Source organism: Streptomyces sp. A0592 (assembly GCF_004795115.1).
GTDB lineage: Bacteria > Actinomycetota > Actinomycetes > Streptomycetales > Streptomycetaceae > Streptomyces > Streptomyces erythrochromogenes.
Genome location: NZ_SSBM01000021.1, coordinates 62,395 through 74,079, shown reverse-complemented (window position 1 = coordinate 74,079; position 11,685 = coordinate 62,395). Strand labels below are relative to the sequence as shown.

Annotated in this window: 12 protein-coding genes; 6 read left to right on the top strand and 6 right to left on the bottom strand. The window is 74.1% G+C overall.

Features of this window, described 5'->3' with window-relative positions; all coding sequences use genetic code 11:
• Positions 1-168 precede the first annotated feature (168 nt).
• The 3 genes from E6U81_RS26320 to E6U81_RS26310 all read left to right on the top strand — a co-directional run bounded on the left by E6U81_RS26320 (position 169) and on the right by E6U81_RS26310 (position 2,375).
• On the top strand, positions 169-1,098 hold the full coding sequence (locus E6U81_RS26320; protein ID WP_136232559.1) for a diiron oxygenase: 930 nt from the start codon (positions 169-171) through the stop codon (positions 1,096-1,098).
• Between the two features lie 280 nt (positions 1,099-1,378).
• Complete coding sequence (locus tag E6U81_RS26315) at positions 1,379-2,092, top strand: TetR/AcrR family transcriptional regulator (protein WP_031148208.1); 714 nt, start codon at positions 1,379-1,381, stop codon at positions 2,090-2,092.
• Between the two features lie 10 nt (positions 2,093-2,102).
• The gene (locus tag E6U81_RS26310; protein WP_030854019.1) at positions 2,103-2,375 is read left to right on the top strand and encodes a hypothetical protein; all 273 of its coding nucleotides are present in this window, start codon (positions 2,103-2,105) and stop codon (positions 2,373-2,375) included.
• A 459-nt stretch (positions 2,376-2,834) separates the two neighbouring features.
• On the opposite strand, the gene E6U81_RS26305 is transcribed toward E6U81_RS26310, so the two are convergent.
• From E6U81_RS26305 to E6U81_RS26295, 3 genes are all read right to left on the bottom strand, one after another.
• A complete protein-coding gene (locus E6U81_RS26305) occupies positions 2,835-4,067 on the bottom strand; it encodes a HAMP domain-containing sensor histidine kinase (protein WP_136232596.1) in 1,233 nt (410 codons plus the stop codon).
• A 104-nt stretch (positions 4,068-4,171) separates the two neighbouring features.
• Positions 4,172-5,029 carry a hypothetical protein gene (locus E6U81_RS26300; protein ID WP_206310016.1) on the bottom strand — a complete coding sequence of 286 codons (858 nt, stop codon included), beginning with the start codon at positions 5,027-5,029 and terminating at the stop codon, positions 4,172-4,174.
• A 162-nt stretch (positions 5,030-5,191) separates the two neighbouring features.
• Positions 5,192-5,824: a hypothetical protein gene (locus E6U81_RS26295; RefSeq protein ID WP_136232558.1), complete on the bottom strand. Its 633-nt coding sequence runs from the start codon at positions 5,822-5,824 to the stop codon at positions 5,192-5,194.
• A 201-nt stretch (positions 5,825-6,025) separates the two neighbouring features.
• Here E6U81_RS26295 and E6U81_RS26290 point away from each other — a divergent pair, with 201 nt between their 5' ends.
• A complete protein-coding gene (locus tag E6U81_RS26290) occupies positions 6,026-6,895 on the top strand; it encodes a nuclease-related domain-containing protein (protein WP_136232557.1) in 870 nt (289 codons plus the stop codon).
• 123 nt (positions 6,896-7,018) lie between these two features.
• On the opposite strand, the gene E6U81_RS26285 is transcribed toward E6U81_RS26290, so the two are convergent.
• On the bottom strand, positions 7,019-8,191 hold the full coding sequence (locus tag E6U81_RS26285) for a Ku protein (protein WP_136232556.1): 1,173 nt from the start codon (positions 8,189-8,191) through the stop codon (positions 7,019-7,021).
• Positions 8,192-8,222: 31 nt separating this feature from the next.
• Here E6U81_RS26285 and ligD point away from each other — a divergent pair, with 31 nt between their 5' ends.
• Entirely contained in the window at positions 8,223-9,119 is an 897-nt protein-coding gene (gene ligD, locus E6U81_RS26280; RefSeq protein ID WP_136232555.1) for a non-homologous end-joining DNA ligase, read from the top strand.
• Complete coding sequence (locus E6U81_RS26275; RefSeq protein ID WP_136232595.1) at positions 9,119-10,030, top strand: ATP-dependent DNA ligase; 912 nt, start codon at positions 9,119-9,121, stop codon at positions 10,028-10,030. Before ligD ends, E6U81_RS26275 begins: the two co-directional genes overlap by 1 nt.
• 55 nt (positions 10,031-10,085) lie before the next feature.
• Here the strand turns inward: E6U81_RS26275 and E6U81_RS26270 are convergent, their stop codons facing one another.
• Both E6U81_RS26270 and E6U81_RS26265 read right to left on the bottom strand, forming a co-directional pair.
• Positions 10,086-10,481 (bottom strand): DUF6479 family protein, encoded by a 396-nt coding sequence (locus E6U81_RS26270; protein ID WP_053630143.1) that lies wholly within the window; start codon positions 10,479-10,481, stop codon positions 10,086-10,088.
• A gap of 75 nt (positions 10,482-10,556) precedes the next feature.
• On the bottom strand, positions 10,557-11,540 hold the full coding sequence (locus tag E6U81_RS26265) for an XdhC/CoxI family protein (RefSeq protein WP_136232554.1): 984 nt from the start codon (positions 11,538-11,540) through the stop codon (positions 10,557-10,559).
• Positions 11,541-11,685: the final 145 nt, after the last annotated feature.

Sequence of the window (11,685 nt, the reverse complement as noted above, 5' to 3'; positions counted from 1 at the left end):
TGACGCCCCCTCGTCTCACGTACTGCGGTGCAGGACCGGACAGTTGGCAGAGTCACACGTTGGTAGACGCGGGGTCAACAAGTCGTGCGCGGGGGATTGACGACCTTGCTGACAAGCAGTCTCATAAGCAGTGACCGCCGGTAACTCGACGACGAGGTGTCCGAAGCCATGACGACCGTGACCGAACGAGCCGCGCTCAGGGACGCCCTCGGCCTCCTCAAGGACCGGGAGCAGATAGCCGAGCGCCTGCTCGAATCCTCGGCCAAGCACTCCTTCGACCCCGACAAGGAACTCGACTGGGACGCACCCATGATCGAGGGGAAGTACTACTGGCCGCCCGAGCTGCTCTCCCTCTACGACACCCCGCTCTGGAAGACGATGGGCGAGGAGCAGCGCATCGACCTCTCCCGCCACGAGGCGGCCGCGCTCGGCTCGCTCGGCATCTGGTTCGAGATCATCCTCATGCAGCTGATGGTCCGCCACATCTACGACAAGTCGCTGACCAGCAAGCACGTGCGCTACGCGCTCACCGAGATCGCCGACGAGTGCCGCCACTCGATGATGTTCGCCCGCATGATCCAGAAGAGCGGCAGCCCCGCGTACCCGGTGTCCCGCCTCAACCACAACCTCGCGCGGATCCTGAAGACCGTCTCCACCACCCCCGGTTCCTTCGCCTGCACCCTGCTCGGCGAGGAGATCCTCGACTGGATGCAGCGCCTGACCTTCCCGGACGAGCGCATCCAGCCGCTGGTCCGCGGCGTCACCCGGATCCACGTCATCGAGGAGGCCCGGCACGTCCGGTACGCGCGTGAGGAACTGCGCCGCCAGATGCTGACGGCCCCGCGCTGGGAGCAGGAGCTGACCCGGATCAGCTGTGGCGAGGCCGCGCGCGTCTTCTCCCTCGCCTTCGTGAACCCGGCCGTCTACGACAACGTCGGACTGGACCGCCGCGAAGCGGTCGCCCAGGTCCGGGCCAGCGGCCACCGCCGCGAGGTCATGCAGACCGGGGCCAAGCGGCTCACCGACTTCCTCGACGACATCGGGGTACTGCGGGGCGTCGGCCGGAAGCTGTGGCAGAGCTCGGGGCTGCTGGCGTAGGCAGCGGCGGGGAGGGCCGACGCCGGAGCCCGGGCGGAAGGATCGGCGGCGGCCGCGGGCTCGGGCGCGGCAGCGGGCTCGGGCGCAGGGTTCGACGGGCGGCTCGACGGACGGTTCGACGGGGGCTCGGCGGAAGACCGGACAGAAGGCCTGACAGAAGGCCTGGCGGAGGGATCGGGCGGCGCGGGACATGGCCGACATGGCCGACATGGCCGAGGGATCGGGCCGGGACTTCGCCGGTGCCGACCGCGGGCGGCCGCCCGCGGGCTACCCTGCGGTCATGACCGTACGCGCGTACCGCAGGCTGAGCGTCGAGGAGCGGCGGGCCCAACTCCTCGACGCGGCCCTCTCGCTGTTCGCGCACCGGGCTCCGGAGGAGGTCTCGCTCGACGATGTCGCGGAGGCAGCCGGGGTCTCGCGCCCGCTCGTCTACCGCTACTTCCCCGGCGGCAAGCAGCAGCTCTACGAGGCGGCCCTGCGCTCGGCGGCCGACCTCCTCGAACTCTGCTTCGCCGAACCCCAGCAGGGCCCCCTGACCCGGCGGCTGTCCCGGGCCCTCGACCGCTACCTCGCGTTCGTCGACGAACACGACACCGGTTTCGCGGCCCTCCTCCAGGGCGGCAGCGTCGTGGAGACCTCCCGCACGACGGCGACCGTCGACGGCATCCGGCGTTCCGCGGCCGAGCAGATCCTCCTCCACCTGGGTGTCCCCACACCCGGACCCCGGCTGCGCATGATGGTCCGCACCTGGATCACGGCGGTCGAGGCCGCCTCCCTCATATGGATCGACGAGGGCAAGCAGCCCGAGGTCGACACCCTCCGCGACTGGCTGCTCGACCAGTTCATCGCCCTGCTGACGGCCACCGCCGCCACGGATCCGGAGACCGCGGCCGCCGCCCGGGCCGCCCTGGCCATGGAATCGGCGGACGGCCCGGTGGGGGACCTGGCCCGGCGTGTGATGCCGGTGGTCTCCGAGGCTGCCCACCTGCTGTGACACTGGTGGGGTGAGAAGCGAACCGACCCCGTTCGAGGGCGGCCCGATGGACGGCCGGGTCCTCCCGATCCTGACCGGCCCGACCGGACACCCGCCGAAGTGGTACGAGATCCCCGTCCCGACGCCGGACGGCCCGCCGACGGTGCTGCTGTACGAACGCGTCCCGTCGGGCTACTCGAAGCGGCTGGGCCTGCAGAAGGGTTGGAAGTACGCGTTCCGCCCCTCGGGCACCAAGCCGCGCCCCCGTTGGCCCTGGACCAAGACCCCCCGCCCCCAGGCCTGACCCCCGCAACCAGACGCCCGATGCCCGGCCCCGACCCGGGCCGAAGCCGACGCACGCCCACGCCCGCACGCCCCCAATCCCGGCCCCGGGCTGCGTTCCGCGCCCCGGCCGACTTCGTGGCGCTGCTCAGCGAGATCGCCGAGCTGCCCCGGCCCCGGCCTGTGGTTCTGCCCTGCGGCCCAGTCCTGCGGTCCCGACCTCGGGCCCGGTCTGCGGGCCCGCCTCCTGCTCCCGGCCGAGCGCGGCGAAGCCGGCGGACGCCTACGCCCGCACGTGCCCACCCTCCGGCCTGCGGCTCCGGCCCTGCGGCCCCGGCCCCGGTCCGGCCCCGGCCCCGGTCCGGCGCCGGTCCCGGGAGCCAGGTCTGCGCGGGGTCGGGCCCGGTGTTGGGCGGGGGCGCGCCGTCGGCGTTGGCTTGCGGGGCGGTGCGTCGGCAGTGCGTGTGTCCCGCGGTATCCCCTAGGAGCCCGGGAGGGTGAGGACCGCCAGGCCTCCGCCGCCCTCCGCGGAGCGGAAGCGCAGCGTCGCGCCGATCGCCTGCGCCTGGCCCGCGGCGATGGTCAGGCCCAGCCCGTGCCCCTTCCCACCGCTGCGGAAGCGCTGCGGGCCGTGCGCCAGCAGGTAGTCCGGGAAGCCGTCCCCGTGGTCCCGTACGGTCACCACCTGCCCGTCCACCGTCATCACCACCGGCTGCCGCCCGTGCTGATGGGCGTTGGCCACCAGGTTCCCCAGGACCCGCTCCAGCCGGCGGCGGTCCGTCTCCACGTGGGCGTCCCGCAGGACGACCACCTCGGTGTCCGTCCCCGAGGCCCGCACCACGCGCCGGGCCAGCCGTCCCAGCTGGTGCAGGTCCGTTTCCACCGCCTCGCTGCCCGAGTCCAGCCGGGAGATCTCCAGCAGGTCCTCCGTCAGCTGCCGCATCGTCCGGACCCGTTCGCGCACCAGCTCCGTCGGCCGTCCCTCCGGCAGCAGCTCCGACGCCGCCTGCAGTCCGGTCAGCGGTGTGCGCAGCTCATGCGCCACGTCCGCCGTGAACCGCCGCTCGCTCTCCAGCTTCGACTGCAGGCTCCCCGCCATCGTGTCCAGGGCCCCGGCCACCGTCGCCACCTCGTCCTGGCGTCGCGACGGGTCCTTCGTCCGCGGGTCGTCCACCCGGGCATCGAGGTCGCCCTGCGTGATCCGCCGCGCCACGGTCGCTGTCTGGTGCAGCCGCCGCGTCACCCGCGTCACCGCGAAGGCGCCCACGAGCAGCGTCCCGCCGATCGCCAGCACCGACGACCCGATGATCGCGTTGTCCAGTCCGCTGATGGTGCGGGCGCTCTGCCCGTAGTCGATGGCGGTCGCCAGGGCCCGGCCGTCCGCCGGGCCGGCCGCCCACATCGTCGGACGGCCGCGGTACTCCGCCACCACCGTCCCCCGGTGCCCGCCCGCCGCGAGCGCCCGCAGCTCCGGGGGCAGCCCCACCGGATCCAGTCCGGAACCGGGCGGCAGGGGCTCGCCCGCCTCGTACCGGTCCGTGACCTCGCTCAGCTTGCCCAGCGCCTTCTCCCGCGCCGTGGCCACCGTCTGACGGGTCACCTCCACGTGCACGAGCGCGCCGAGCACGGCTGCAAGCGAGCAGCACATCACCGCGATGAAGCACGCCGACTTCCAGGTCAGCGTGGCCGTCCAGGCGGGCAGCCGCGGCCGCAGGCGCAGCAGCCGTGACCGCTGCCCGGCCCGGGCCCGCTCCTCGCCCCCGCCCTCGTTTTCGCTCTTGTTCCTGCCCCTGCCCCTGCCCCGGCTCTCGCGCACGGTCACGGCCGGTCCGGTCCGGGACCGCCACCGGGTCCGGGACCGCCACCGGGACGACCGCCCCCGGGTCCGGCGCCGGTCCCGGGCCCCGGGCCGCCACCGGTGCCGGGACCGGGTCCGGGACCGCGGTCCTCCGGACCCTGCGGGTTCGCGGACACCCGTACGATCTGCTCCCGCGTCGGCAGCATGGTGCGCTGCTTCTCCTCCCAGGACCAGGCGGTGATCAGCTCGTAGCCGCGGTTCCCGCTGGGCACCCGCAGCACCACGTCCCGCCCCGCCAGCTCCACCGAGACGACGGTCTGCGTGGTCGCCATGATCCGGTTGAGCCGCCCGTCCCCGTCGGCCGTGTAGACCCGTACGGACATCATCTTGTCCGGGAACTCGATGCCCATGATCAGCTCGTCCTTGCCGTTGCCCGTGAGGTCCCGGTAGTACGGCGCCAGTACCGGGCACGACTCGGGTTCCGCTGCCCCCTTCTTGCAGGCCTTGATCGCCTCTGCGGTCTCGGCCGGCATCCCGTCGGCCCCGACACCGGTCTTCGGGTGGGCCCGCAGTTCCGCCTGGACGAGGGCCACCGGATCGACCGCGTGCACGTCCTCGTCGTGGACGGGCGGGATCCCCTTCACGTACTCGGGCGGGGCGCCGGCCGGATCGGCCGGCGGTACGGTCGCCCCCAGGCGGTCGGGCCACAGGTGCACGGGCCCGCTCGCGGTCGCGGTCGCCCCGGCGCCGACGAGCCCGCCGGTGTCGCCGCAGCCCGCCAGCAGCGGGAGTACGGCGAGGAGCAGCAACGCGGCGAAGGCGGAAGTGCGGGTGTGGGTGCGGCGGCGCGTGGAACCGCCGAAAACGAACCTCTTCACGGCCCCCCTGTTCACAGCCCCCCGTGCCCTTCTGCGCGCGTTATGACGACGGTCGATCGAATCCACCATATGCGGAGATGCGCCCCTTTTGCCCGGGCCGACCTCCGGTGGCCGGAGCACGGGCGAGCGGGCCGCCCGTGCGAAGGGGTGTGCGGACGCCGGTCAGCCGTCCGTGCGTCCCCGGCGCAGCATGGCGAAGCCGAGCCCGGCCGCGCCCACGGCGGCGATGCCGCCGCCCGCGGCGAGCAGCAGCATGCCGTCGCCCGGCCCGTCGGCCAGAGTACTCAGCCGCCGGCCCTCGGCGGACGCGGCCTCCAGGGCGCGGGTGTCGCCGGCGGCGGCGCGCTGCTCGGCCGAGACCGGGACGATCTGCCCGTTGCGGGTTCCGGTCTTGTGCCCGTCTCCCAGGGCGGCGTGGCCGCCGCCCTGCGCGGGGGCGTCGCCCACCCAGGAGGTCAGGCGGCCCGCGGGGTCCAGGGCGGCGTGCAGGTCGCCGGAGACGTCGACGTCGGTGACCCCGTCACTGCTGGTCAGGGTGGCCGCCTTGGCTCCGTCGGCGGCCAGGATGTCGGCCTGGTAGGCGCCCTGGGCGGTCCGGTAGATCTTGGCCGTGGACACCCCGTCGGCCAGCGAGAGGCTCTTGACCAGGGTCCGCTGCGGGGTCGAGGAGTGCGCGGACGAGGCCGCCGGCACCCCTTCCGCGAGAGCCGCGGCCGCGGGCAGCGCCAGCAGGCTGCCGGCACAGGCGGTCACGGCGGCGGCGCGAACGAGAGTGCGGCGGCGGACGGTGCTCACGGGAAGTCCTTCTGGCTGGTGTGTCGGTGTCCTGGTCGGGGTCTGGTGGCTCCAGGTGCGACAAACCTAGGCGGCTGCCGTTGCGGCGACACCCCGTTCGTGTAACAGCGAAGCCGCAAGGTTCCGTCGGAGTCGTTACACAACCGAGGGATTGCCGTGCGGCGCCCCGGCTGCTCACATGGACGGCGGGGGTGAGGGTGAATGCGCGGACTCAAGGTACTGCCCAGCGGACGGCCCGGCCGCGGCCGACTCTACGTCAACTTGCCCGACGGGCAGGCGGTCGCCTGGTACGACCGCCAGGCCAACCGGATCAGCGTCCTCGCGGACGACCACCGCGAGGCCGTCCTGGTCGCGCTCCGGCCCTACCTGAGCGGCACGGTGTCCATCGGGCCGCCACCGGTCCCCACCGCGGCCGAGATGCGCCGCCTCGCCATGCCGCCGGACGCGGACCTGGCTCCGAACCGCCCCGGCGAGACCCTGCTGGCCGAGCTGGACCACGGCACCGCGGGCACCCGGTCCCGGCACCGGCTGCGCCAGGACCTGACGGCTCAGCAGCGGATGGGCGACGCCTTCGACGCCCTGGAGCCGGACGGTTGGCGGATCCTGCACTGCGTCCCGCTCCCGGGCTTCGGCCGCATCGACCACCTGGTCATCGGCCCCGCCGGGATCTTCTGCGTGCGTACGGTCCCGGGGCGGCGGCAGCGCGCGGTCGTCGGCGACCTGCTGCTCACCGTCGGCCGCGCCGAACCCCGCCCGGATCCGCGCTGGATCCGCGGTGCGGCGGCCCGCGCGACCGCGGTCCTGGACGCGAAGGTCACGCCGGCCCTGGCCGTGGTCGACGCCTCCCGCCTGGAGGCGGCCCCGACGGTCCGCGACATCCGCATCCTCCAGCCGCCGACCGCGACCCCGGACCTCGCCGCCTCCCCGACGGCCCTCAAACCCCCTGACGTCGAAGCCCTGTTCGGCCAGGCCCGCGACACCCGAACCTGGCTGCCGCCGGCCCGGCCACCCCGTTCCCGTCCCACTCCGGCCCCGCCGGGCCGCCCGCGATCCGGCTCCGCCGGCGGTTGAGGCGCGGGGAGCGGGGCGGAGCACCGCTCCCCGGAGCCGCGGGAGCGGCAGGAGTCCCCGGATCCGCCGGAGTCCCCGGAGTCCCCGGATCCGCCGGAGAGGCCTGGGCCACGGGAGCGGCCCTCAGGCAGAGGCGCGCTTCCGCGGCGTCGCGGCCTTCTTCGCCCCGGCTGCCGTACCGGCCTTCTTCGCACTCGCCGCCGAAGCCGACTTGTTCGCAGTCGACTTGCGCGCCGTCGACCTGCTCGCCGTGGACTTGGTCGTTCCCGACTTCGCCGTGGTCGCCTTCGCCGTGGTCGGCTTGGTCGTTCCCGACGTGGCGGTGGTGGACTTCTTCTTCGACGTGGTCTTCGCGGCCGCCGCGGTCTTCTTCGCCGAAGCCGCCGTCGACTTCTTCCCGCCGACGGCCTTCGGCGCAGCCGTCGTCCTCCGGCCCGCCCCGCCCCGTCGCCGCATCGGCGTGACCTCGGCCTCCGTCCCGCTCTCCGCCGCCGCTTCGCCGGGCCCCCCGCCCTCGCCCCGCGAGGCCTTCGCGGCCCGCACGCTCTTCTCCAGCGCCGCCATCAGGTCGATCACCTGCCCGCCGGCCGGCTCCACCGTCGCCTCCGCCGGCTCGAACGCCCCACCCGCCTTCGCCGCGATCATCGCCTCCACGGCATCCCGGTATTCGTCGTGCAGCGACGCCAGCTCCACCTCGCCCAGCGTCGCCATCAGCGCGTCCGCCAGGTCGAGTTCGGCGTCCCGCACCGTCACGTCCGCGTCCGGAGCGACCCCCTCCGGCACTCGGATCTCGTCCGGCCACAGCAGGCCGTGCATCGCGATCACGTCGTCGACGACCCGCAGCATGCCCAGCCGCTCCCGCCCCCGCAGCGCGAACTTGGCGATCGCGACCTTCCGGCTCCGCTTCAGCGCCTCCCGCAGCAGCGTGTACGGCTTCGCCGCCGTCGCCCCGTTCGCCGCCAGGTAGTACGCCGCGTCCATCTGCAGCGGATCGATCTCCTCGGCGGGTACGAACGACATGATCTCGATCGTCTTCGCCGTGGCCAGCGGCAGCTGCGCCAGGTCCTCGTCCGTGATCGGGATGACGGACCCGTCCGCCTCCTCGTACCCCTTGCCGATCTCTGCGCCCGACACCTCCTCGCCGTCCAGCTCGCACACCTTGCGGTAGCGGACACGGCCGCCGTCGGCGAGGTGGATCTGACGGAAGGAGATCGAGTGGCTCTCGGTGGCGTTCACGAGCTTGATCGGAATGCTGACGAGGCCGAAGGAGATCGCTCCGTTCCAGATGGATCGCACGGTTCCTCCTGTTTCGTGGCAGTCTCATCGTATGACGCCGATCACATTGGTGGAGGGCCGTCGCATCGCGCTCAGCAACCTCGACAAGGTCCTCTACCCGGAGACCGGTTTCACGAAGGGCGAGGTGCTGCACTACTACGCCACCGTCGCGGAGCCCCTGCTCGCCCAGATCCACGACCGGGCCGTGTCCTTCCTGCGCTATCCGGACGGACCGGAGGGCCAGCTGTTCTTCACCAAGAACCCGCCGCCCGGCGCACCCGACTGGGTGAGGACCACCCCCGTGCCCCGTTCCGAGGACCCCTCCGCCGAACAGGTGGTCGTCGCCGACATGGCCACCCTCATGTGGTCCGCCAACCTCGTCGTCGAGTTCCACATCCACCAGTGGCCGGCCGGCAGCCCGGCCGTGGCCGACCGCATGGTCCTCGACCTCGACCCCGGCGCGCCCGCGTCCGTCGTCGAGTGCAGCGCCGCCGCCCTGTGGCTGCGCGACCGCCTCGCCGCCGACGGCCTCGACGCCTACGCCAAGACCTCCGGCTCCAAGGGCCTGCACCTCGCCGTGCCCCTGGAGCCGACCCCGTCCGCGCAGGTGTCCGCGTACGCGAAGCAGCTCGCCCAGGAGGCCGAGCGCGAGCTCCCCGACCTCGTCGTCCACCGCATGGCCAAGGCCCTGCGCCCCGGCAAGGTCTTCGTCGACCACAGCCAGAACGCCGCCGCCAAGACCACCGCCGCCGCCTACACCCTGCGCGCGCGGGCCCGCCCCGCCGTCTCCGCCCCCGTCTCCTGGGCGGAGGTCGTCGCCTGCCGCACCCCCGCCGACCTGGTCTTCCTCGCCGACGACATCGGGCCGCGACTCGTCCGCGACGGCGACCTCTTCGCCCCGCTGGCCGACCCCGCGCGGGGCCGCCCGCTCCCGAGGGCCCGGCCGTGATCCGCGTCGCGCTGGCCGCCGCCGTACGCACCCTGCCGCGCGGTCCGGGGTTGGCTTACGAACCGAAGTTCGACGGGCACCGGCTGGTCATCGCACGCTCGGCGGCCGACGTGGCGCTCCAGGCCCGCTCCGGGCGGATCGTCACCAGCGCGTTCCCGGACCTGGCCGCGGCCGCACTGCAGCTGCCCGCCGGGACCGTCCTCGACGGCGAGGTGGTGGTCTGGCACGCGGGCCGCACGGACTTCGCCCTCGTCCAGCGGCGGGCGGCGGCCACCGCCGCCCGGGCCGCCGTGCTCGCGCAGAGCCTGCCGGCCTCGTACGCCGCCTTCGACGTGCTGGAACTGGCCGGGCTGGACGTGCGCGCCCGCCCGTACGAACGCCGCCGGGCCCTCCTCGTCGACCTGCTCCTGCCCCTCGGGCCGCCGCTCCAGCCGGTCCCGATGACGACCGACCCGGAACTGGCCGCCACCTGGTACGAGACGCTCCCCGCCAGCGGCATCGAGGGCCTCGTCGTCAAACGCCTGGACCAGGCCTACCCGGCCGGGCGGCGCGGCTGGCAGAAGCTGCGGCACACCGACGTCCGGGACGCGGCGGTGGTCGGCTACACCGGCACCCCGCGCCGGCCGCTCGCCCTGGTGCTCGTCCTGCCGGTCGGGGACGAGACCCCGCTGGTTTCGAGCCCGCTGACGGCGGCGCTGCGGCGGGAGGTGGCCGAGGCCGCCGCCGCGCGCGGCACCGCCGAGCCGCCGGACACCGCGAGCGCCACCGCCCCTGTCAGTGCCACCGTCACCGCCATCGGACTCGGGGAGGTCCCGTACCGCGTCCTGGACCCGCCGCTCACGGCGGAGGTCCGGCACACCTCGGCCCGGCACCCGCCCCCCGAGGTGCTGCGGCTGCGGACAGACGTCTGACCCGCGCGGGAGTGCGCGGGTCAGAGGGGGCGTCGTGGACCTGGATCGTGGCGGGTCAGGCGTGCGCCCCGCGCCCGGCGTCCGGGGGAGCCCCGGGCTGCGGGTGCGGCCCCGGCCCCTCGGGCAGCTTGTAGCCGGACTCGCGCTCCTTGCGGACCTCGTCGGGGTGGCTGGAGGTGGTGGAGCCGAAGTTCCCGTAGCCCTGCATCTCGTGCGGTCTCAGACCGCCCTCGGGGATCTCCACCTGGTCCCGCTCCTCGCGGACCTCGTAGACGGCTCCGCCGTTGGGCAGGTGCGGCTGCTCCTCGGCGGCGGGGGGTGGCGGCTCCTTGGCCCGGACCAGCTGGCCCAGCTTGAAGCCGCCGAGCAGCAGGGCGACGACGGCCAGTCCGATGACCGGGAACCACGCCACATCCGTGAGGATCGAGTCCACGCTCAGGATCATGTCCATACGGAGCATTTTCCCCCACATCCCACCATTACGCGCATCTCAGGCGTCACGGGGACCGGGAGGGGGCTCAGGTATTCAGGTATTGATGGGCCCGTCGGTGTCCCGCAGCGCACCCGCCTTGCGCGCCCCCAGTACTCCGAGGATCTCGGCGCAGATCGCCAGCGCGGTCTCCGCCGGCGTGCGGGCGCCGAGGTCGAGACCGATCGGCCCGTGCACCCGGGCCAGCTCCGCGTCGGTGACCCCGGCCGCGAGCAGCCCCTCCCGCCGGCGGGCCGTCGTACGCCGCGACCCGAGCGCCCCGATGTACGGCACCCCGGCGGCCAGCGCCGCCCGCAGCGTCGGCACGTCGAACTGCTCGTCGTGGCTCAGCACGACCACGCACGCGGCGTCCCGGCGCGCTTCGATCACCTCGACCGCAGGCCCGGCGGCCTCGACCCGTACGGCCTCCCAGCCCAGCAGCAGCGCCTGCCGCTCGATGACGGCGGCCAGCTCACCCCCGCCCCCGATCACCACGCAGGGGGCCGACGGGTGGGCCTCGACCAGCACGAGGCCGGACTCCCCGTACAGGGCGTCGCGCCCGGCCCGCCGCGTGGCCAGCAGCTCCCCGGCCCGCCGACCGGCATCGTCGCCCGGCACCGCGGTGGCTCGTACGACCTCACTGGACGCCCGGTCCGCCGCCTCGTTCAACCGGGTCACCAACGCCACCCCGACGCCCTCACCGAGCAGCTCCCACCACTCGGCGGGAATCGCCGCCAGCGGCTGGAGCAGCACCTCGGCCTGCCCGCCGCAGGTCAGCTTCGCCGCCACGGCCTCGTCCCCGGACACGGACACCTCACACACCCGCGCGGTGGCCCCGGGCGCCATGGCCACCGCCTCGGCGACGAGCTCGGCGTCGAAGACCCCTCGGTACAGGCTGCCGACGCACTCCCCCCGCGGGTCGACGAGCACGGCCCCGGCGGGATCCCGCGGCCCGAAGCCCTGCTCGGTGACGGGCCGGGCCAGATATCCCGTCCGCCCTTCGGCCACCCACTGCCGCGCCGTCTCCACCAACTCACGCATCGTGCCGCCCCATCCGTCCGAGCTCTCTCCCGCAAAGCGCCAGGTCAGCAGCACGATGCGGCCTCACCACCCACCTTAGGCAGCCCCTTGCCCGGCCCCCACCCCCCAAACCCACAGCATCCCCGGCCCACCCCTCGTACGGACC